Here is a 20,364-nt window from a genome sequence, read left to right on the forward strand (position 1 = left end):
CATGCGACGCCTGTTCCCTGTGACCGAAGAGACAGCAGCCCGGGCCTCCGGCGGTTCGGCCGAGGGGAAAGGACTCGGGGGCGGTGCGGCGGGTGACGGTGCGGCCGGTTCCGGATTCGCCGATCGGGAGTGGAGCCTCGCCGAGCTTGCCCTCGCCTATGCCTATCCCGCCGGGCGGGAGGTCTGGCTGCGGGCCAACATGGTGTCCACGCTCGACGGCGCCGCCCAGCACGACGGGCGGTCGCAGCCCATCTCCAGCGAGGCCGACATGCGGATCTTCGGCACCCTGCGGGCGCTCGCGGATGTCGTGGTCGTGGGTGCGGAAACGGTACGGCAGGAGGGGTACCGGCCGGCCCGCGCCCGTGCGGAGTTCGCCGGGGCCCGGGCGGCGGCGGGACAGAGCGAGGCCCCCGCGGTCGCCGTGGTCACCGCAAGCCTGGACCTCGACTTCGCGCTGCCGCTGTTCACCTCGCCTCTCGTCCCCACTCTGATCCTCACCGGCGCGGCCGCCGCCCCCGACCGCGTCGCCGCCGCCGAGAAGGCCGGCGCCCGGGTGGTGGTCGCCGGTGACGGCGTCGGCGTCGACCCCGCCCGCGCGGTGAGCGCCCTCGCCGGCCTGGGCCACACCCGGCTGCTCACCGAGGGCGGACCCCGGCTGCTCGGCCAGTTCGTCGCCGCCGGTGTCCTCGACGAGCTGTGCCTGACGATGTCACCGCTGCTCACGGCGGGGGGAGCGCAGCGCATTTCCGGGGGACCCGGTGTCACCGTGCCCAGGCGTTTCGAACTAGTGTCCTTGCTGGAGGAGGCCGGATTCCTGTTCAGTCGCTACCAGCGGTCCTGAACTCAGCGGAATCTACCGTTCCGCTTGGCTTCCGAAGGGCACACTGAATCCGGTAGTACCCGTGCGATCACGGGGCAGGATGGTTTCCGCAGGGCTACTAGGCCCCAGGGAGGACAGAGGGTCCACGTGGCCCTCTCAGGAGAAGAGGCGCCTGGTGTTCACAAGCGTTCTGATGATCGAGAAGGCCCTGACGTCCGCCGACGTGGAGTTCGTCACCACCTTGCACGGGGACGAGCAGGTCTCCTTCCACGTGCTGCTCCAGCCGCGCGGCGACCAGGCGGACCGCCTGCTGCGGGCCATCGACGACATCGCGCTCGGCGAACTGGACGAAGCCGCTCGCGAGGGCGAGACGCCGGAGGGGGATGCCGCGCAGGCGTTGGCCGCGCAGGCACTGGACGTGTCCCTGACGGCACTGCGGGCGGCGGCGAGCTCGGCGGAGGGGCGGATGGTCGAGGACCATCCGCTGGACGCGCTGAAGGCGATCGTCGAGGAGGTAGGGGCGGACGAGGTGATCGTGCTGACCGATCCGCACTATGTGGAGGAGTTCTTCCACCGGGACTGGGCGTCTCGGGCGCGGCACAAGGTGGGGGTGCCGGTGCTGAAGCTGTTCTCGCACAGCAAGGCGTGACGAAGCCGCCTGTCAGCGATTGCTGAACCCACGGCATAGGCTTGGGCGCGCCCCCTCAGGGGGGCCAGCTCACCGCCGCACCACACCTGGGGAGAACAGCGCATGGCACCCGGCCTTCCTTCCGCCATGGACCGACCGCACTTCATCGGCATCGGCGGCGCCGGGATGTCGGGGATCGCCAAGATCCTCGCCCAGCGCGGAGCCGAGGTGGCCGGGAGCGACGCCAGGGAGTCGGCCACCGCCGAGGCGCTGCGGGCGCTCGGCGTCACCGTGCACATCGGGCACGCGGCCGGGCACCTCGCCGACGACGCCAGCTGTGTCGTCGTGTCGTCGGCGATCCGCAAGGACAACCCCGAGCTGGCGCGCGCGGCAGAGCTGGGCATCCCCGTGGTGCACCGCTCGGACGCCCTCGCCGCCCTGATGGACGGCCTGCGGCCGATCGCCGTCGCCGGCACCCACGGCAAGACCACGACCACCTCGATGCTGGCCGTCTCGCTCACCGAGCTGGGCCGCGAGCCGTCGTACGCCATCGGCGGCGACCTGGACGCCCCCGGCTCCAACGCCCTGCACGGCGAGGGCGAGATCTTCGTCGCCGAGGCGGACGAATCGGACCGCAGCTTCCACAAGTACGCGCCCGAGGTCGCCATCGTCCTCAACGTGGAGCTCGACCACCACGCCAACTACGCCTCGATGGACGAGATCTACGAGTCCTTCGAGGCCTTCGCCGGCCGGATCGTGCCCGGCGGCACGCTGGTGATCAGCGCCGATCAGGAGGGCGCGCGCGAGCTGACCCGGCGGCTGGCCGGGAAGGTGCGGACGGTGACCTACGGCGACGCCGCCGATGCCGACGTGCGGGTGCTGTCCGTCGTACCGCAGGGACTGAAGAGCGAGGTCACCGTCGTGCTGGACGGGACCGAGCTGACCTTCACGGTCTCCGTGCCCGGCCGGCACTACGCCCACAACGCCGTCGCCGCGCTTGCCGCCGGTGTGGCCCTCGGGGTCCCGGCCGCCGAGCTGGCGCCCGCGCTGGCCGCGTACACGGGCGTCAGGCGGCGCCTCCAGCTCAAGGGCGAGGCGGCCGGCGTCCAGGTGATCGACTCCTACGCCCATCACCCCACCGAGATGACCGCCGACCTGGAGGCCATGCGTGCCGCCGCCGGGGACGCCCGGATCCTGGTCGTCTTCCAGCCGCACCTGTTCTCCCGCACCCAGGAGCTGGGCAAGGAGATGGGCGACGCGCTGGCCCTCGCGGACGCGTCGGCGGTCCTGGACATCTACCCGGCCCGCGAGGACCCGATCCCCGGGGTCACCAGCGAGCTGATCATCGAGGCGGCGCGGGCCGCGGGCGCCGACGTCACCGCCGTGCACGACAAGGACGAGGTCCCCTCCGTGATCGCGGGAATGTCGAAGCCCGGTGATCTGGTTCTCACCATGGGCGCGGGCGATGTGACCGACCTGGGCCCGAGGATCCTGGAACGCCTGGCGAAGTAAGGGGCTGAGAGTCATGTCGTACGACGTCGACAAGCCGGACGAGCAGTGGCGGTCGGAGCTGACCCCGGCCGAGTACGCCGTGCTGCGTCAGGCGGCGACCGAGCCGGCCTTCACCGGTGAGTACACCGACACCAAGACCAAGGGCGTCTACTCCTGTCGCGCCTGCGGTGCCGAGCTGTTCACCTCCACCACGAAGTTCGAGTCCCACTGCGGCTGGCCGTCCTTCTACGACCCGAAGGACACCGACGCGGTCGAACTGATCGAGGACCGCGCGCACGGGATGGTGCGCACCGAGGTGCGGTGCGCACGGTGCGGCTCGCACCTCGGGCACGTCTTCGAGGGCGAGGGGTACGCGACCCCGACCGATCAGCGGTACTGCATCAACTCGATCTCGCTGCGGCTGACGGCCGACGAGAGCTGAAGTCGCGGGAGATGAAGTCCCTGCTGGTCGCCGTCGTTCACGCCGGCTCGGCGACCCGGCGCCGGGAGGCGAGGACCACCAGGCCGCCGATGACGGCGAGGCTCATCAGGCCGACGGCGAACACGGTGGCGCCGTCGGTCAGCCCGATGGCGTCACTGAGGTAGCCGGCCGAGACCGGCAGCAGGCCCGCCGGGACGTAACCGCCCACGTTGAGCGCGGCGTTGGCCTCGGCGAGCCGCTGCGCCGGGACGCCGTGGTCGAGCAGGGAGAGCCCGCCGAGCTGCCCCATGCCCTGGCCGGCGCCGGCCAGCAGCGCGGAGGCGACCAGCACGGGGACCGACGAGGTGTGTACGGCGGTGGCGAGCGCGATCATGCTGAGCGTGGTGCTGATCGCCCCGGCGGTCAGGATGGTGCTCCGGGGCAGCTTCCGCACGGCGAACTGCACTCCGGTGGCGGCCAGGAACATCGCGAACGCCATGGCCCCGGCGACGATCCGGCTGGTGGTGCCGAGCGGGCCGGACAGGAGCGAAGGGCCGAGCGAGAGCACGAACGACGTCGCGGTGATGCCGGGCGCGAACACGGCGATGCCAAGGGTGAGTTGCCGCCCGTTGCCGTGCGGGACGCCGGGGACACGGATCCAGGCGCCCTTGGCGGGTGCGGCGGGGCGGCGCACCGGCATGCGCGGCACGGCGAGGACCGCGGTGGCGAGCAGCGCCATCTCCACGATGAAGACGGTGACGGTGGGGCCGGGCAGGGTCTCCGGCAGGACGCCCGCGAGGTGCGGGCCGAGGCCGGCGCCGGAGACCATGGCGCAGGAGGCGAGCAGGGCCGCGAGCCGCTTGCGGTGCCGGCCGGCGACGTCCGTCACGGCGGATAGTCGCGGCCTGGACGCCGGTCGAGGGCTGACACCCCCTCGCGCCTGCCGGCGACCGGCTGTCGCCCTCCCCCGCACTCCGCTTCCCTCCTGGGACGCGGGGTGTTCTCGTGTGTCCCCGAGATCGATATTGGGCAGTCCATTGACCGACGTGAAAAAAGTGCCTTACATTCATCGCGTTCTCGACGCCGTCGTCCCCGCGTATCCGCCGCATCCACCTATCCGGGCAGGTCCGCCGTATCTCCCGCAAGACCGCTCAAAGGGGAGCACACGTGTCCACTGAAACGCGCTCGCAATCCGGCTCCACCCCCCTTCGCAGCCCCTCCGGCCCGCTGCCCGTCGGTACGCTCGTCGCCGGTTGCTTCGCGGTCTGTCTGGCGCAGATCGCCCTCGCCATGCCGGCCACCCTGAACGGGCTGTTCCAGGAGGACCTGCATCCCGTCGGGTCGCAGCTGACCTGGATCTCGGACGCGTTCCTGCTGCCCGTCACGGTGCTGGAGCTGACCTTCGGTGTCCTCGGCGACCTCTTCGGGCGCAAGCAGCTGCTGGTCGGCGGCGGCGCGCTGCTCGTCGTCGGCGAGGCGCTGGCCGCCGCCAGCACCGGCATCCACCTGCTCTGGGTCGGCCAGGCCGTCGCCGGTCTCGGCGCGGCCGCGCTGTTCCCCACCTCGCTCGCTGTGATCGCCGCCGGGACCCACACGGCACGGGACCGCGCCCGGACGATCACGATCTGGGCCGCCGCCCTGTCCAGCGGCGGGTTCGTCGCGCCCGTGCTCGGCGGCATCACCGGCAATTACGGCTCCTGGCGCTGGGCCTTCGTCGTGGTCACCGCACTGGCCGTGATCAGCACGCTGCTCAGCCGGCTGCTCGCGCAGAACTCCAGCGCGCCCGAGGGCCGCTCCCTCGACCTCACCGGCCAGATCACCATCGGCATCGGCATGTTCGCCCTGCTGTACGCGGTGATCCAGGGCCCCTCGGACGGCTGGACCGCGACCCCGGTGGTGGTCGCCTACCTGACCGCGGCCGTCTTCCTCGGTCTGTTCATCGCCGCCGAGAACCGGGCCGCCTCCCCGCTGCTGCGCCTGGACCTCTTCCGGAACCGGGCCTTCGCGGTCGCCTCGTTCGTCGCCGTCGTCGGGATGTTCAGCTACCTCGGCACGGCCTACGCGACCAGCATCCGGCTAGGGCCGATCCAGCACCAGAGCCCGCTGCGCGGCTCGTTCGCGTTCATCCTCCTCAACGCCTGGACCCTGCTGTTGCTGCCGCTGATCTCCCGGCTCCTGGAGAAGGTCAGCCCGCGCTGGGTGCTGGGCGCGGGCCTGGCCCTGATGGCGGCCGGGGACTTCCTCGCAGCCACCCTGTCGATCCACGACCGCGCCCTGACTTCGCTGATCCTGCCCATCGGGCTGGTCGGCATCGGGTTCGCGCTCACGGTCTCCTCGATCACTGCGACCGCCGTCAACACCGTGGAGGTCCACTACGCGGGCATGGCCAGCGCCTCGACCAGCCTGCTGCGGGACTTCGGATTCACCCTCGGCCCCGCCGTCATCGGGGCGATCGCGCTCAGCCGGGCCGCCGACGAGTTCACCCGGAAGCTCGCCGGCTCCGGCCTCGGCTCCCAGGTCAAGGCGGCGGCCGGCGAGGTCGCGGCCGAGGGCGGCCCGCTCGCCGTCAACTCCGTACCCGCCTCCTCCCCGCCCGGCGGCGCGGCCCCCGTCGCCCTGGAGGTCCTCGGCAACGGCTACGCCGTCGGTTACGTCGTCTGCGGTATCGCAGCCCTCGTCTGCTGCCTGCTCAGCGTGATCGCCCTGGGCGGCAAGGGCGGGCAGGCGGCCACGGTCGGCATCGAGTCCGGGAAGCGGCCCGCGGCGGCCTGAGTCCGGCGCCACCGGTGGCTCCACGGGGGCACCGCCCGCCCGCGCCCGCCGTTCGGCCGTGACCGGTGTACGAGATCACCGGGAACGCCCGGGGGCGGGTACGTACGGCCGTCGTCCGCCACGACCGGAGCGCCCACCGCCCCGGCGAACCACATCCGGGGGACGTGCGACGCGAGTGGCTGGTGCCCCCTTCGGCGCTGTTTGACATTCTGTGAGGGTGTCGGGTGTAGCGCGATGGTTCCAGTCCCGCAGGGGGCCCGCGTCCGCCGAGGGCCCGGGGTCAGCGGACGGGCCTACCGCGGGCGCCGACCCCTCCGCGCCCTTCAGGGCGTTGCGGACGGCCGCGGCCGGCATCGGCACCACCCTCGACGAGTCCACGACCTGCACGGAACTGACCCGGGCGGCGGTACGGCTGACCGGCGGCGGATCGGCTGTGATGCGGCGGGTCGGCGAGACCGTCTCCGGCTACGAGTCGATCACCGGCGACGCCGATCTGCTGCCCGACGCCCGCTGGGCCACCGCGGTGGCCCGGGACGTGGGCTCCCCGGCGGCCGACCACTGGGTGGACCCCTGGCTGTCCCGCCCGGCCGGCAGCCGCACCCGCCCGGCCGTGTGCGTGCCCCTGACCAGCGGCTCCGACCAGTACGGCGTTCTGGTCTGCGCCCGCGAGGGTATGGCCTTCGTCCGTGCGGAGGCCGAGCTGCTCGCCCTCCTCGCCGAACGCGCCGCCTCCCACATCCGGCACGCCCGCGAGTACGAGCACGTCAACCGCACCGCCGGCGACCTGCAACGCGCCCTGCTGTCCGAGCCCGGCCGGCCGCACCCCAACCTGGACGTGGCGATCCGCTACCTCCCGGCCGGCGGCCGGGTGCTGGTCGGCGGCGACTGGTGCGAGACGGTACGGCTGCACTTCGGCCGCACGCTGCTCGTCGTCGGCGATGTGATGGGCCACGGCCTCGAGGCCGCCGTCGACATGAACGCCTACCGGTCCTTGCTGCGCTACATCGCCTCCTCCGAGCTGCCCCCGCACCGGGTGCTGCGCCAGATGGACGACATCGCCGCCAACGAGGCGGACCGGAGACCCGCCACCTGTCTGCTGGTACGCGTCGACCCGAGCCGCCGCCAGGTCACCATGGCCAGCGCCGGCCATCTCCCGCCCGCCCTGATCGCCGGGGACGGCCGGACCACCCTCCTGCCGGTCCCCGTCGGCCCGCCTCTGGGCACCGGCTTCGGGGGCTACGAATCGGCCACCCACCAGCTCGACCCCGACCAGGCCCTCGTCCTCTTCACGGACGGTCTGGTGGAACACCGAGGCGAGGACATCGACCGCTCCCTGAACCGCCTCGCGGACCTGCGCTTCAGCCCTGCCGTCGGCGTGGACGCCCTCCTGGAGTCCATCCTCACCCGCCTCGACGCCCGCAACGCCGAGGACGACGTCGCGGTCCTGGCGGTCCGCCCGCATCCCCGTCAGGGTGGTTTCACGCCCATGCCGGAGGAGGAGAGGACGCCGGGCTCGTGACGGTGAGCCAGATGGTCGCCGCCACTGTGCCGCTACCTGGGCAGGGTCAGCGTGAACACGGTCGTGCCCGCCGGGCCGTCGTCGCCGTCGTCCAGCCCGATGGTCCCGCCGTGTGCCTCCACCAGCGCCCGCGCCACCGACAGACCGAGGCCGCTGCCGCCACGGTCGCGGCTGCGGGCCTTGTCGACGCGGTAGAAGCGGTCGAAGACCCGGGCCCGGTCGGCGGCCGGGATGCCGGGCCCCTGGTCGGTGACGCTCACCGTCGCCGAGTCGGGGGCCACCGCGACCGTCACCGACACCGGCGTGCCGGCGGGTGTGTGGACGGCCGCGTTGGTGAGGAGGTTGTCCAGGACCTGGCGGACACGGACCGGGTCCAGTCGGAGCGGGACCGGGTCCGGGCCGACGGTCACCGCCAGCGGATGGTCGGAGTGCGCCGCGCGGAAGGCGTCCGCGGCCTCCCGCACCAGCTCCGCCAGGTCGGCGTCCTCCAGCCGCAGCGGGGCCTCCATCTCGGCCGCGTCCAGCCGGGCGAGCAGCAGCAGGTCGTCCAGGAGGATGCCCATCCGGGCCGCCTCGGCGCGCAGCCGGGCCAGGTGCTTGTCGCGTTCCTCGGGGGCGTTGGCGGCCGCGTACTGGAAGAGGTCGGCGTAGCCGCGCACCGACATCAGCGGGGTGCGCAGCTCGTGCGAGGCGTCCGCGACGAAGCGGCGCAGCCGCTGTTCGGCCTCGGCGCGGACGGCGAGGGAGCGGTCGATGTGTTCGAGCATCGTGTTGAACGCGGTGCGCAGCTCCTCGACCTCGGGGCCGCCGCCCCGCTTGGCCGCGCGCAGCGGCAGCCGGGCCGCCGACTCCGTCAGATTGTGCGAGGCGATGCCATGGGCGGTGTGCGCCATGTCGCTCAGCGGCTCAAGGCCGTGCCGCAGCAACCGCCGGCCGATACCCACCAGCGCCAGCAGCGCCAGCCCGAAGGCCACCACCTGGACCGTGACCAGCTGTCGTACCGTGTCGTCGATGCTGTCCATCGGCGCGCCGCTGACCAGCACCACCCCCGGCTCCACCTCGCAGCCGCGCAGCCGGTACTCGCCCTCCCCGGTCAGGTTCCTGGTGCGCAGCACCTCGGTGCCCGCGGCGATCTGCGCCTTCGCCACCGAGGTGAGGTCGCCGATGTCCTTGGGCAGATCAGTGGTCTCCTCGGGCTTGCGCAGCACCGGGGAGCCGTGCGAGACGTCGTACACGGCGTAGTACCAGCGGTAGTACTTCTTGCCCTGCAGGGTGCCGTTCTGCGCGATGCTCTTCGACTGGGCGACCTGGGCGAGCCCGAGCTGATCGTCCAGCTGGGCAGACAGGTAGTCCTTCATGTAGGTGGTCAGGGCCGTGCCGACCACCGCGAACACCACCAGGGCCAGCGCCCCGAGCCCCAGTGCCAGCCGGGTGCCCAGGCGCATGCTCCGGTACGAGCGCCACAGCCGGCCGGTCACTCCGCGGCCTGCCGCCGTATGACGTACCCGAAACCGCGCACGGTGTGGATCAGCGGTTCCCCGCCGGCCTCGTCCAGCTTGCGGCGCAGCCGGCTGACCACCAGCTCCACCACGTTCGAGCGGCCGCCGAAGCCGTACTCCCACACATGGTCCAGGATCTGCGCCTTGGTGAGCACGGTCGGTGACTTGCGCATCAGATAGCGCAGCACCTCGAACTCGGTGGGAGTCAGCGAGAGCAGCCGCTCGCCGCGCCGGACCTCACGGGTGTCCTCGTCCATCGTCAGGTCGGCCACCTGGAGGACCGAGCGCTGGAAGCCGGGCCCCGCGCTGCGCCGCAGCACCGTGCGCAGCCGGGCCATCAGCTCCTCCACCGCGAACGGCTTGACCAGGTAGTCGTCCCCGCCCCGGGTCAGCCCCGCGACCCGGTCGGCGACCCCGTCGCGCGCGGTGAGGAACACCACCGGCACCATCGTCCCGGAGTGCCGCAGCCGGTCCAGGACACCGAAGCCGTCCACGTCCGGCAGCATCAGGTCGAGCACGACGATGTCCGGCCGGAACTCGGCGGCCCGGGCCAGGGCGTCCTCGCCGCAGTACGCGGTGACCGCCTCCCAGCCCTCGTACCGTGCGACCGTCGCGACCAGGTCGGCGATCGGCGGGTCGTCGTCCACGACGAGGAGTCGTACTTTTTCCACCCGCTCATACTGCGGCACTCGGCAGCGGACGCCAGACCCGTGCTCACACAGAAAACACATCGATAACCAGTTGAAAGTCGTCCGACAGGAAAACGACAGCAGCCACGGGTGAAGCTCGACTCCCAGGACCCGATCAAGGAGCTGCCGACCTGTGACGACCGTCCAATCGCCCCCTGCGCCCCCCACGGCGATACGCCCCAGGGTGGCGGCCCGCACGGGCCTGTACGCCGTGCTCGCCGCCAACGCGGCCGTGGTCGCCTACTTCTTCGCCCAGGCGGGCTTCGCCTCCAACGCCCTGATCGTCATCGGCCGCTTCTTCGGCCTCTACGGCGCCCTCGTCATGGCCTTCCAGCTGGTGCTGGTCGCCCGGCTGCCCTGGCTGGACCGCAGGATCGGCATGGACCGGCTGACCTCCTGGCACCGTTGGACCGGCTTCGCCCTGCTGTGGACGCTGCTCGCGCACGCCGTCTTCATCAGCTTCGGCTACGCCGACGGCGCGGGCGTCGGCCCGGTCACCGAGCTCGTCGACCTCGCCGAGACGACCGAGGGCGTGCTCCGCGCGGTCGTCGCCCTCGGCATCATCCTCGTGGTCGGCGCCGTTTCGGCCCGCTACGCCCGCCGCCGTCTCGCCTACGAGACCTGGCACTTCGTCCACCTGTACACGTACGTGGCCGTGGTGCTCGCGTTCAGCCACCAGGTCGCGGTCGGTACGACGTTCACCTCGTCGTCCGCCGCGACGGCGTACTGGTACGCGGTGTGGGGCGTCGCGCTCGGCTCGGTGGCCCTGGGCCGGCTGATCCTGCCCCTGCGGCGCAACTACCGTCACCAGTTCCGGGTCTCCGCGGTCGTCCCCGAGTCCGACAACGTCGTCTCCGTGTACGTCACCGGCCGCGACCTGGACAAGCTGGGCGCGCGGGCCGGCCAGTTCTTCCTGTGGCGGTTCCTGACGAAGGACCGCTGGTGGCAGGCGAACCCCTTCTCCCTCTCCGCCGCCCCCGACGGCCGCACCCTGCGCCTGACCGCCAAGGCCGCCGGCGACGGCAGCGCCGCCCTGCGCCACCTGAAGGTCGGCACCCGCGTCTTCGCCGAGGGCCCCTACGGCGCCTTCACCACCCTGCACCGCCGCAGGACCGAGTCCCTGCTGATCGCGGGCGGCGTCGGCGTCACCCCCATCCGCGCCCTCCTCGAGGACATCGAAGGCCACGCGATCGTCATCTACCGCGTCTCCAGCGACCGCGACGCCGTCCTCTACGGCGAACTGCGCGACCTCGCCGTCGCCAAGGGCGCCGAACTGCACCTGGTCACCGGCCCGCCGGTGCCCGACAAGCTGGCGGCGCGCGAGCTGATCCAGCTCGTGCCGGACATCGCCGACCGGGACGTCTTCCTGTGCGGACCGCCCCCGATGATGAACGCGGTGCTGCGCACCCTGGGAGACCTGGGCGTGCCCAAGGCGCAGATCCACTTCGAGCGTTTCAGCCTGGCGGGATGAGAGAGACACCGTGAAGCGAGCCATACCTGTCGTCGCCCTGAGCATCGCGGGCCTGATCCCCGTCTGGCGCTACGAGCCGTCCATCGGGGGTACGACGACCTCCACCGAGTCCGTCACAACACCGTCGGCTTCCTCGACCACCGCTTCGGGCACGGTCGTCAAGGGCACCACCCTCAACACCGAGAAGGGTCCCGTCCAGGTCCAGGTGACCTTCGACGGCGACAAGATCACCGCTGTCAAGATGCTCCAGCAGCCGAATCACCCCCAGACGACGGCGGCTGTGCCGGTGCTCATCTCGGAAACGCTGAAGGCGCAGAGCGCGGACATCGACACGGTCTCCGGCGCGACCATCACCAGCGACGCTTACAGGAAGTCGCTCCAGGCGGCCATCGACGAGAACCAGAAGTCGGCCTCGCCGTCGTCTTCTCCCACCGCCACCTCCCAGGTGGTCGCCGGTTCGACGGTCAACACGGAGAAGGGTCCCGTGCAGGTCCAGGTGACCTTCTCCGGTGACGAGATCTCCGCGGTGAAACTGCTCCAGCAGCCGGACCATCCGCAGACGACGGCGGCTGTGCCGGTGCTGGTCTCGGAGACGCTGAAGGCGCAGAGCGCGGACATCGACACCGTGTCCGGCGCGACGATCACCAGCGACGGCTACCGGGAGTCACTCCAGGCCGCGATCGACGCGAAGGGCTGAGCGTTGACCGTGCACCGAGTCGAACACGTCATGGGTTTCCCGGTCTCGCTCCGTGTCGACGACGAGGACGTCCCGGAGAGCGCGGCGGACGCCGTCTTCGCCTGGCTGCGCGAGGTCGACGAGCGGTTCAGCCCGCTCAGGCCGGACAGCGAGGTCTCCCGGCTCGACCGGGGCGAACTCTCCGAGACCGAGGTGAGCCCGGACCTCGCCGAGGTGCTCGCGCTGTGCGAGGAGTACCGGCTGGCGACCGGTGGCGCGTTCGACGTACGGCTGCCGGGGCGGGGCCTCGACCCGTGCGCGGTGGTCAAGGGGTGGTCGGTACAGCGGGCGGCGGACCTTCTGTCGGCGGCCGGGGCGAAGCGGTTCGTGCTGAACGCCGGCGGTGACGTGGTCGCCTCCGGCGGGCCCTGGCGCGTGGGCGTACGGCACCCCGAGCACGCCGACCAGCTGTGCACCGTCCTCGAACTCACCGACGGGGCGGTCGCCACGTCCGCCCGCTACGAGCGCGGCGACCACATCATCGACGGCCGTACGGGACGTCCGGCGACCGGGCTGCTCAGCCTCACGGTCGTCGCCTCGTCGCTGACCGAGGCGGACTCCGTGGCCACGGCCGCGTTCGCGATGGGTGCCGAGGGCGTCGGGTGGGCGGCTTCGCGGCCGGGTTGCGAGGTGTTCGCCGTGGACGCCGGACGGCAGGTGCTGCGGACGGCGGGCTTGCCGGTCGCGGGGGAGCCGTCGGCGACCGCGTGAGCAAGGAGAGAGGGGCGGGCCGCCGGGATCTCCCGGTGGCCCGCCCCTCTCTGCTCTGCCGACCGGCTCAGCTGACGTCGGAGGCGTCCAGGCGGTACAGGCCGCTGTAGGCGCTCACCGCAGTGCCGTGCTTCTTCACCCAGGTTGCGATCTCCGAGTCGGTGCCCCGGCCGCCGCTGCTGCTGACCACGGAGGCCGTCTGGTCGGTGGCCACCGCGACCAGCCAAGTGGCCCCGTCCTGGTGCTTCTTGAGGTACGTGATCATCGCGGAGCCGACCTGGGTTTCACCGCCTGTGCCGCCGCCCGTCTGACCGGCGCCGGTCTTCGACGAGGACGAAGTGCCCTCGCTCGAAGAGGAGTTGCCGTCGGACGGGGGCTGCCCCATCGACTGCCCGCTGGAGCTGCCGGAACCGCTCGGGGCGTTCCTGCTGGGCGCACTGCCGCTCGGGCGCCGGCCGCCGCCGCCCATCCCCCGCCCGGAGAGCAGCGGGGCGACCAGCGGCAGGAAGCCTTCGAGCCCGGTCGACAGGCCGACGTCCATGTAGGCGACGACATCGGCCGTGGACCTGCTCCACACGTGCTTCAGGGCGCGGCCCCGGCCCTTCTGCTCCAGCCGCCGTGCGTGGACGTGCGGCAGGCGCAGGGTCAGGTCGGTCGCCACCGCCCAGGTGGCGTCGGTGCTCGCGTTGTCCGCGATCGTGATGCGGAACGGGAACGGGCGTTGTGGACCGGCCCCACGATCTCGACCGACCGGCGCCGGACGCCTCCCGCGTTCGTTTCGTTCATGACCATGGCGATCGGGGCGCTCTCTGGGGCGGCCGTGAGGCTTCACTGAGCGAAGAATGAGAATCAGGGAACTCACAGCTTCCGCACAGAGGACGCCGGTGGAACACCCAGGGGCGGGCCCGGCGGCGGCCTGTAGGTCACAGACCGAAGACGACCGCTCAGCCGCCAAAGTGCTGAAACACTCGCGGTCTAGACTCTCCCCGCAACGGCCTGCGCCACGGCGACCGTGGTCGATAACCGGGCAGCCTCAGCCAAACCCGAAGGGCATTCGGCGTTTTGATACGGATAGATTCAGTCACCAAGCGATACCCGGACGGTACGGTCGCCGTCGACCGGCTCTCCCTGGAGATACCGGATCGCTCGATCACCGTCTTCGTCGGGCCCTCGGGCTGCGGCAAGACGACGACCCTGCGGATGATCAACCGGATGATCGAGCCCAGTGAGGGCCGTATCCTCCTGGACGGTGCGGACATCCAGGCGCAGCCGGTCAACACCCTGCGCCGGTCGATGGGTTACGTCATCCAGAACGCCGGTCTCTTCCAGCACCGCACGATCATCGACAACATCGCCACCGTGCCCCGGCTGCTCGGTTGGAGCAAGCAGAGGGCGCGGCTGCGGGCGGCCGAGCTGATGGAGCGGGTGGGGCTCGACTCCGCGCTCGCCAAGCGCTACCCGTACCAGCTCTCCGGCGGTCAGCAGCAGCGCGTCGGCGTGGCCCGGGCGCTCGCCGCCGACCCTCCCGTGCTGCTGATGGACGAGCCGTTCTCCGCCGTCGACCCCGTGGTCCGCAAGGGTCTCCAGGACGAACTTCTTCGCATCCAGGATGAGTTGGGCAAGACCATCGTCTTCGTCACGCACGACATCGACGAGGCGATCAAGCTCGGCACGATGGTCGCCGTGATGCGTACCGGCGGCCACCTCGCCCAGTTCGCCCCGCCCGCCGAACTGCTCACCGACCCGGCCGACGCCTTCGTCGAGGACTTCCTCGGCGCCGACCGGGGCATCCGCCGGCTGTCCTTCTTTCCGTCCGCGGACCTCGCGTTGCAGACCGCCCCGATCGTCCCGGTCGACGCCGACGCCACCAAGCTCGGCGCCCGCACCTCGACGGACGCCCCCTATCTCCTCGTAACGGACCTCGACGGCAGGCCTCTTGGCTGGGGCGAGCCGCGCGATCTCACCGCCGGCTCGATCGACCCGGAGCGGCTGCTGGCGTACGGGCGGCCGTTCATGCCCGGCAGGGACTCGCTGCGCGCGGCCCTCGACGGGTCCGTGCTCTCGCCGACCGGCTGGGCGGTGGCCGTGGACGGCGAGGGACGCGCGGTCGGCGTCGTCTCCCAGCAGGCCATCGGCGCCGCGATCCGCACCGCCCACGCCGAGGGCCGCGACGACACGAAGGTCGGGGGATGAGCGGCTTCTTCGACATCCCCAGCGACCTCCAGAACACCTACTTCGGGCTGATCGGCCTCCATCTGCGCGAGGCCCTCATCCCGGTGGTGGCCGGACTGCTGGTGTCGCTCCCGATCGCCCAGCTCTGTGTGCGCTTCCGCTGGCTGTACCCGCCGGTCCTGGGCGTGACCACGATCCTCTACGCCATCCCGTCCCTGGCCTTCTTCGTCGTCCTCATCGACTACACCGGCCAGACCGAGACGACCGTGATGATCCCGCTCGCGGTGTACAGCCTGGTGGTCCTGGTCCCGGCCATCGTGGACGGCGTCCGCTCGGTCCCGGCGGAGACCCTCGCCGCCGCCACCGCGATGGGCCTCGGCCCCGTACGCCGTTACTTCCAGGTGCAGTTGCCGATCGCCGTCCCCGCGATCCTCGCGGGCCTGCGGGTGGCCACCGTCTCCAGCATCTCCCTGGTCAGCGTCGGCATGCTGATCGGCAACCAGGGCGCGCTCGGCAACCTGCTCAACGACGCGAACACCTACCACCGCCCCGAACTGGCGGTGAACTCGGTCGTGACCACCGCCGTGCTGGCCATCCTGGCCGACGCCGTCCTCGTCCTCGTACGCCGTGTGCTGACGCCCTGGATGCCGAAGGAGAGCACTCGGTGAACGTCCTCAACTTCATCCACGCCTTCTTCAGCGACAGCTCCCACTGGCACGGCTACGACGGCATCCCCACCCGGGTGTGGGAGCACATCCAGTACTCGCTGGAAGCGCTCGCCTACGCGGCCGTCATCGGTCTGCCCATCGGCCTGGTCACCGGGCACTACGGCCGTGGCGGCAACACCCTCGCGCTGATCGCCACGGCCGGCCGGGCCCTGCCCAGCTTCGGCCTGCTGGTCCTGATGTTCATCTGGCTCGGCTTCGGCATGCTGCCGGTGATGATCCCCCTGGTGATCCTCGCCGTACCGCCGATCCTGGTCACTACGTACGAGGCGATGCGCTCGGTCGACCCCTCCCCGGTGGACGCCGCGCGGGGCATGGGCATGCCGGAGTCACGCGTCCTCTTCCAGGTCGAACTCCCGGTGGCCCTCCCGCTGATCCTCAGCGGCCTGCGCTCGGCGGCCATCCAGATCGTCTCGACGGCGACCATCGCGGCGTACGTCAGCTTGGGTGGCGTGGGCCGCTACATCATCGACGGCCTCTACCAGAAGAACTACGAGAAGGTGGTAGGCGGCGCGACCCTGGTGGCGGCGATGGCCCTGGCCACGCTGGGCATCTTCTGGGCGATGGCCCGACTGACGGTCTCTCCCGGAGTACGGAGGGGATAGCGCCCCGTCAGGGGCGCGGGGCTGTATCAAACATGCGGCTACCGCCGCGTGGGCGCGACCAGCCCCACGCGGCGGGCCGCAGTTCCCACACAGCCGAACTACCCCTCGGCGCGATTCAGCGCCAGTTCCAGGACAACGAGCAGCGCATCCCGAACAGAACCCCGTTCACGCGCATCAAAGACGACCAGTGGAGTCCCGTCGGCGACATCCAGCGCCCACCGCACCTCGTCCAGCGTGTGCTCGACATGTCCGTCGAACGCGTTGATGGCGATGGCGAACGGAATCCCCCGGTGCTCGAAGTAGTCGACCGCCGCATAGCAGTCGTCGAGCCGCCGCGTGTCCACGATCACGAGCCCGCCGAGCGCACCCTCGACGATGTCGTCCCACATGAAGCCGAACCGTTCCTGCCCGGGTGTGCCGAACAGATACAGCTTCAGGGTCGGGTCGATGGTGATGCAGCCGAAGTCCATCGCCACCGTGGTGGTGGTCTTGCGCGGGGTGTGCGTGAGGTCGTCCACACCCGCCGCGACCTCGGTGATCGACGCCTCGGTGGTCAGTGGCTCGATCTCCGAGATCGAGCCGACGGCGGTGGTCTTGCCCACGCCGAAACCGCCCGCGATGACCATCTTCACCGGCAGCGGCGGCCGCACGGCCGTACGCCCGGTCCCCCGGGTCAGCGAGTCAGTCGGTGTCACGGAGTACCCCTCGGGAGTCTGGGATGGCCCGCAGGCCATCGATAACCCTGCGCAGGACGGACGAGTCGTGGGTGGCCTCGAAGTCGGGCACATGCACGGACAGCTGCCCGGCCTCGCGCAGGTCCTCGGCCAGCACCCGGACCACGTTCAGGTGCAGCCGCAGCCGGGCAGCCAGTTCCGCGAGCGACTGCGGAATCCGGCACGCGGCGACGATGTCGTGCCGCTCGAAGGAGAGCCGGGCGAGCGCGGCGAGCCCGGCCGTGGTGGCCACCACCTGGGTCTCGACGGGCATCGCCGGTCCGGAGGCGCTGTCCGCCACCCGGCCGGCGGTGACCAGGAACGGCCGTACGGCGGGCGCGGGGCCGACCGGGTCCGGGCCCGGGGGCGGAAAGCCGTCCGCCATGGCTGTGTCTTCCTCTCTCGACCGGCGCCGCCGGTCAGCGCGTCTGTGGGACGCCGACGCTGTTCTTCAGTTCCAGAACCAGCTGCGGGCTGAGCGCCGCACCGGCCCGGTTGGCGAACAGGGTCATCTCGTAGGCGATGTTGCCGAGCTTGGCCTCCTTGTCGGCGACCACGCCGAGCACGGCGCCGCTGCCGATCGCGGAGACGATGACATGGCCGCCCTCCAGGTCGATGATGACCTTGTTGAGGCCGCCCAGGCCGTAGTTGCCGGACGCGCCGGCGGCCAGGCTGGTGATGCCGGAGACGATCGCGGCGAGTCGCTCGGAGTGCGCGCGCTCACGCAGCTCCGACACCGCGATCAGCAGACCGTCGGAGGACACGGCGATCGCGTCCACCACGCCGGCGGTCTCGGTCGCGAAGCGGTTCAGCAGCCAGGTGAAGTCGGCTGCGGCCGCCTGCAGGTCGGTCGGCGTGGCGGCGCCGCCCGTCGGGGTGTCACCTGTCGACGTGCTCACTGCTCGGCTCCTTCCGGAAGGTGGATCTCGTGGTGCGGCGGGTTGGTCTCTGGGGGCGGCGCGGGCCGCTCATGGCTTCCGGTGTCGCTCTCGCGCCGGGCGCGCTCCACCGCCGCCTCGAACTCCTCCAGCGCGTCCCGCTCGGCGTCGGCGTCACGGCTGCGCGGTGCCTGGGCGAGGGTCTGGGCGGCGCCGACGGTGGTACGGAGGGTCGCGCCGCGTACCCGGCGGCGCAGCGGGCGCGGCCCGTCGGCCGAGTCGGCGGGGGGTTCGCCGGAGCGGGCGGCCGGGATCAGCGGGGCCGGGGCGGTCGCCGCCTCGGCGGACGGCTCGCGGCGCGGCACCCGGCGGGGGAGCGGACTGTCGGGCTCGGCGGCGGCCGGGATCGAGGCGGCGGGGGTCGGCCCGGTCGGCTCGGCCGGTGCCGTCGGTTCCACGGCGGGTGGGGTGTCGGCCAGCGCGCTCATCGTCAGCAACAGCCGTGAGGGCAGCGTCACTTCGGCGGTGACACCGCCGCCCGGGGTCCGGGTCAGCTCGACGCCGATCTCCCAGCGCCGGGCCAGCGCACCCACCACGAAGAGGCCGAGCACCTTGGTCGGCATCAGGTCGAGGCGCTCACGGCGGATCAGCCGGGCGTTCTCCTCGGCCAGCCGCTCGGCGCTCATACCCAGGCCGTGGTCGGTGACAACGATGTGCGCCCCGTCGTCGCCGGAGCGGACGGTCACCTCGACGGGGCTGCCCTCCGGCGAGAACGACACCGCGTTCTCCAGGAGTTCGGCCACCATCAGGGTGAGGTCGCCGATGATGTCCGGCTCGATCATGGCGTCCGTGCCGGCGTACAGCCGTACCCGCTGATAGCCCTCGATCTGGCCGAGCGCGGCCCGGACCACGTTGGATATCGGGGTGGGCCCGGAGGCCAGCACGGTCTCACGGATGCCGGCCAGCAGCATCAGGCTGTCGGCGTTGCGGCGCAGGCGGACGGCGATGTGGTCGATCGAGTAGAGGCGTTCGAGGAGGGCCGGGTCGGTCTCGGCGCGCTCCACCGCGTCGATGAAGGCCAACTGACGGGTGGTCAGGTTGCTGACGCGGCGGCCGACGTTGCCGAACATCTCGGCGGTGTTGCGGCGGCTGAGCACCTGGCGTTCGAGCAGGGCCGCGGCCGTGTTCTGCACCTGGTTGAACGCCTCGGCCAGGTCACCGATCTCGTCGCGGGCGGTGACCGGCATGTCCCGCAGCCGGGGCGGGCCCGCGTCCTCGGCGTCGTCGTCGGCGACCCGGGCGAGTTCGCGGCCCGCCACCTCGGCGACCTCGTGCGCGACCCCGGTCAGCGCCTGCACCGGGCGGATCACCGAGCGGCGCACCAGCGCGGCGAGGGCGATCCACAGGACGAAGCCGAGCAGGGTGCCGGTCAGCAGGTAGATGGCGCGCCACCTGGCCGAGTCGGCGGAGGCGTCGGCCCGGTCGGCGATCTGGCCGATCAGCGAGGCGGTGATGTTCAGCCGGGCGGTGGCCTGGTTGAGATAGTCCGGGTAGTCGGTCAGCGCGTCCTTGACCGCCCTGCGGATGTCGTCCTGGCTGCCGGCGTCCAGCCTGCTCGGGTCGATCTGCAGCTCGGCGTAGGACTCCGCGATCCTGCCCTGTACCTTGGTGTGTTCGACGGAGGCCAGCTGGGCGGCCTGCCCCTCGGTGGCGAACCGGGCGAAGCGGTCGGCCTGGTGCTGGTAGAGGTCGTAGGCGCCGACCGCGTTGGTGAACTCGATCAGCGCGTTGGTGTCCCCGGTGGTGGCCGCGAGCACGTTGGTCTCGAAGGCGCCGTGGGCGGCGTCCGCGCGCAGCAGCGAATCCAGCAGGTTGCCGGTGAAGGTGGCGGCAAGGTCGGCGTCGCGGTCCAGACCGAGACCGTCGATCAGGTCGTTGGCCGCGTTGCCGTACGCCGGGTCGATGTTGTCCGCCGGAAGGTACGACTGCTCGACGGACTCGCGCAGGCTGGACAGGCCCTCGACCTGCCGCAGGGCGGCCGTCTCGGTGTCCGGCAGCCGGTCGCCGAAGGTGTCACGGACCGTCCGGACCTGGGCGGTCACCGCTGCCTGGGCCGCGCGGTAGGCGGCCGCCGAGGGAGTGGAGTACCCGGACTCGTACCGAGCGGAGAGCAGGATCGCCTGCTGGTGCTCCGCCTCGACCTTGTCCACCAGCCGTGCAACCTGGGTGCTGTCCCGGACCAGCTGCGCCGCGTCGCCTGCGCTGTTGGACTGCTGCACCAGGTCGGTGAAGACATAGGCCAGCAGTACGGCGATGACGGCGAGCGGCACACCGACCAGCAGGTTGAGCTTGCGCCGGAAGGGCCAACGGTCGGCGAAACCCCGAATCCCGCCCCGCGCCGGGGCGGGCCGGACGGGCGCGTCCACCTGGTTCGTGGACACCGGGCCTCCTTCATGAGGGTGTCTCGTCTGTGGGGGGGGCGTCTTCACCCCGAGCTGTGCGGAACGACACCGA

General features: G+C 71.6%; 20 protein-coding genes. 12 read left to right on the forward strand and 8 right to left on the reverse strand.

Features of this window, described 5'->3' with window-relative positions:
- Nucleotide 1: 1 nt before the first annotated feature.
- From ABTY98_RS33050 to msrB, 4 genes are all read left to right on the forward strand, one after another.
- Nucleotides 2-841 (forward strand): pyrimidine reductase family protein, encoded by an 840-nt coding sequence (locus ABTY98_RS33050; protein WP_352224748.1) that lies wholly within the window; start codon nucleotides 2-4, stop codon nucleotides 839-841.
- Nucleotides 842-995: 154 nt separating this feature from the next.
- Complete coding sequence (locus tag ABTY98_RS33055; RefSeq protein WP_352224749.1) at nucleotides 996-1,469, forward strand: indole-3-glycerol phosphate synthase; 474 nt, start codon at nucleotides 996-998, stop codon at nucleotides 1,467-1,469.
- 102 nt (nucleotides 1,470-1,571) lie between these two features.
- Nucleotides 1,572-2,960 carry a UDP-N-acetylmuramate--L-alanine ligase gene (gene murC, locus ABTY98_RS33060; RefSeq protein WP_352224750.1) on the forward strand — a complete coding sequence of 463 codons (1,389 nt, stop codon included), beginning with the start codon at nucleotides 1,572-1,574 and terminating at the stop codon, nucleotides 2,958-2,960.
- A 13-nt stretch (nucleotides 2,961-2,973) separates the two neighbouring features.
- Nucleotides 2,974-3,381, forward strand: a complete 408-nt coding sequence (gene msrB, locus ABTY98_RS33065) for a peptide-methionine (R)-S-oxide reductase MsrB (protein WP_352224751.1) — start codon at nucleotides 2,974-2,976, stop codon at nucleotides 3,379-3,381.
- Between the two features lie 37 nt (nucleotides 3,382-3,418).
- Here msrB and ABTY98_RS33070 read toward each other — a convergent pair whose 3' ends face one another.
- Nucleotides 3,419-4,249, reverse strand: coding sequence for an MFS transporter (locus ABTY98_RS33070; protein ID WP_502994409.1), 831 nt, complete (start codon nucleotides 4,247-4,249; stop codon nucleotides 3,419-3,421).
- A gap of 278 nt (nucleotides 4,250-4,527) precedes the next feature.
- Here ABTY98_RS33070 and ABTY98_RS33075 point away from each other — a divergent pair, with 278 nt between their 5' ends.
- Both ABTY98_RS33075 and ABTY98_RS33080 read left to right on the forward strand, forming a co-directional pair.
- Entirely contained in the window at nucleotides 4,528-6,132 is a 1,605-nt protein-coding gene (locus ABTY98_RS33075) for an MFS transporter (protein ID WP_352224752.1), read from the forward strand.
- A 331-nt stretch (nucleotides 6,133-6,463) separates the two neighbouring features.
- Nucleotides 6,464-7,651 carry a PP2C family protein-serine/threonine phosphatase gene (locus ABTY98_RS33080; protein WP_352224753.1) on the forward strand — a complete coding sequence of 396 codons (1,188 nt, stop codon included), beginning with the start codon at nucleotides 6,464-6,466 and terminating at the stop codon, nucleotides 7,649-7,651.
- A 32-nt stretch (nucleotides 7,652-7,683) separates the two neighbouring features.
- Here the strand turns inward: ABTY98_RS33080 and ABTY98_RS33085 are convergent, their stop codons facing one another.
- Both ABTY98_RS33085 and ABTY98_RS33090 read right to left on the reverse strand, forming a co-directional pair.
- Complete coding sequence (locus ABTY98_RS33085) at nucleotides 7,684-9,129, reverse strand: sensor histidine kinase (protein WP_352224754.1); 1,446 nt, start codon at nucleotides 9,127-9,129, stop codon at nucleotides 7,684-7,686.
- Nucleotides 9,126-9,821 carry a response regulator transcription factor gene (locus ABTY98_RS33090; RefSeq protein ID WP_352224755.1) on the reverse strand — a complete coding sequence of 232 codons (696 nt, stop codon included), beginning with the start codon at nucleotides 9,819-9,821 and terminating at the stop codon, nucleotides 9,126-9,128. The genes ABTY98_RS33085 and ABTY98_RS33090 overlap by 4 nt, the downstream gene beginning before the upstream one ends.
- A 151-nt stretch (nucleotides 9,822-9,972) precedes the next feature.
- Here ABTY98_RS33090 and ABTY98_RS33095 point away from each other — a divergent pair, with 151 nt between their 5' ends.
- The 3 genes from ABTY98_RS33095 to ABTY98_RS33105 are packed head-to-tail and all read left to right on the forward strand — an operon-like array spanning nucleotide 9,973 to nucleotide 12,757.
- Nucleotides 9,973-11,310 carry a ferredoxin reductase family protein gene (locus ABTY98_RS33095; RefSeq protein ID WP_352224756.1) on the forward strand — a complete coding sequence of 446 codons (1,338 nt, stop codon included), beginning with the start codon at nucleotides 9,973-9,975 and terminating at the stop codon, nucleotides 11,308-11,310.
- 10 nt (nucleotides 11,311-11,320) lie between these two features.
- Complete coding sequence (locus tag ABTY98_RS33100) at nucleotides 11,321-12,007, forward strand: FMN-binding protein (RefSeq protein WP_352224757.1); 687 nt, start codon at nucleotides 11,321-11,323, stop codon at nucleotides 12,005-12,007.
- Between the two features lie 30 nt (nucleotides 12,008-12,037).
- On the forward strand, nucleotides 12,038-12,757 hold the full coding sequence (locus ABTY98_RS33105; protein WP_502994415.1) for an FAD:protein FMN transferase: 720 nt from the start codon (nucleotides 12,038-12,040) through the stop codon (nucleotides 12,755-12,757).
- Between the two features lie 67 nt (nucleotides 12,758-12,824).
- On the opposite strand, the gene ABTY98_RS33110 is transcribed toward ABTY98_RS33105, so the two are convergent.
- Nucleotides 12,825-13,418, reverse strand: a complete 594-nt coding sequence (locus ABTY98_RS33110) for a glycosyltransferase family protein (RefSeq protein WP_352224758.1) — start codon at nucleotides 13,416-13,418, stop codon at nucleotides 12,825-12,827.
- A gap of 401 nt (nucleotides 13,419-13,819) precedes the next feature.
- Between ABTY98_RS33110 and ABTY98_RS33115 the strand changes: the two genes are divergently transcribed.
- From ABTY98_RS33115 to ABTY98_RS33125, 3 genes are read left to right on the forward strand one after another with little or no spacing between them, the layout of a single operon-like run.
- Nucleotides 13,820-14,950, forward strand: a complete 1,131-nt coding sequence (locus ABTY98_RS33115; protein WP_352224759.1) for an ABC transporter ATP-binding protein — start codon at nucleotides 13,820-13,822, stop codon at nucleotides 14,948-14,950.
- Nucleotides 14,947-15,597: an ABC transporter permease gene (locus ABTY98_RS33120; protein WP_352224760.1), complete on the forward strand. Its 651-nt coding sequence runs from the start codon at nucleotides 14,947-14,949 to the stop codon at nucleotides 15,595-15,597. The genes ABTY98_RS33115 and ABTY98_RS33120 overlap by 4 nt, the downstream gene beginning before the upstream one ends.
- Nucleotides 15,594-16,259, forward strand: a complete 666-nt coding sequence (locus tag ABTY98_RS33125; protein WP_352224761.1) for an ABC transporter permease — start codon at nucleotides 15,594-15,596, stop codon at nucleotides 16,257-16,259. The genes ABTY98_RS33120 and ABTY98_RS33125 overlap by 4 nt, the downstream gene beginning before the upstream one ends.
- Before the next feature lie 98 nt (nucleotides 16,260-16,357).
- On the opposite strand, the gene ABTY98_RS33130 is transcribed toward ABTY98_RS33125, so the two are convergent.
- Genes ABTY98_RS33130 through ABTY98_RS33145 form a run of 4 tightly spaced genes read right to left on the reverse strand, consistent with a single transcriptional unit; the run spans nucleotide 16,358 to nucleotide 20,291 of the window.
- Nucleotides 16,358-16,954, reverse strand: a complete 597-nt coding sequence (locus ABTY98_RS33130; protein WP_352224762.1) for a GTP-binding protein — start codon at nucleotides 16,952-16,954, stop codon at nucleotides 16,358-16,360.
- On the reverse strand, nucleotides 16,941-17,357 hold the full coding sequence (locus ABTY98_RS33135; RefSeq protein WP_352224763.1) for a DUF742 domain-containing protein: 417 nt from the start codon (nucleotides 17,355-17,357) through the stop codon (nucleotides 16,941-16,943). Before ABTY98_RS33135 ends, ABTY98_RS33130 begins: the two co-directional genes overlap by 14 nt.
- A 34-nt stretch (nucleotides 17,358-17,391) precedes the next feature.
- The gene (locus ABTY98_RS33140) at nucleotides 17,392-17,871 is read right to left on the reverse strand and encodes a roadblock/LC7 domain-containing protein (RefSeq protein WP_352224764.1); all 480 of its coding nucleotides are present in this window, start codon (nucleotides 17,869-17,871) and stop codon (nucleotides 17,392-17,394) included.
- A complete protein-coding gene (locus ABTY98_RS33145; RefSeq protein ID WP_352224765.1) occupies nucleotides 17,868-20,291 on the reverse strand; it encodes an ATP-binding protein in 2,424 nt (807 codons plus the stop codon). The genes ABTY98_RS33140 and ABTY98_RS33145 overlap by 4 nt, the downstream gene beginning before the upstream one ends.
- Nucleotides 20,292-20,364: the final 73 nt, after the last annotated feature.

It is taken from the genome of Streptomyces sp. NPDC096040, assembly GCF_040303265.1.
GTDB lineage: Bacteria > Actinomycetota > Actinomycetes > Streptomycetales > Streptomycetaceae > Streptomyces.

Bases quoted from the DNA above. Each gene is read 5' to 3' on its own strand.
- ABTY98_RS33105 (WP_502994415.1), top strand. From the start codon at position 12,038: ATGGGTTTCCCGGTCTCGCTCCGTGTCGACGACGAGGACGTCCCGGAG.
- ABTY98_RS33050 (WP_352224748.1), top strand. From the start codon at position 2: ATGCGACGCCTGTTCCCTGTGACCGAAGAGACAGCAGCCCGGGCCTCC.
- ABTY98_RS33120 (WP_352224760.1), top strand. From the start codon at position 14,947: ATGAGCGGCTTCTTCGACATCCCCAGCGACCTCCAGAACACCTACTTC.
- msrB (WP_352224751.1), top strand. From the start codon at position 2,974: ATGTCGTACGACGTCGACAAGCCGGACGAGCAGTGGCGGTCGGAGCTG.
- murC (WP_352224750.1), top strand. From the start codon at position 1,572: ATGGCACCCGGCCTTCCTTCCGCCATGGACCGACCGCACTTCATCGGC.
- ABTY98_RS33135 (WP_352224763.1), bottom strand. From the start codon at position 17,357: ATGGCGGACGGCTTTCCGCCCCCGGGCCCGGACCCGGTCGGCCCCGCG.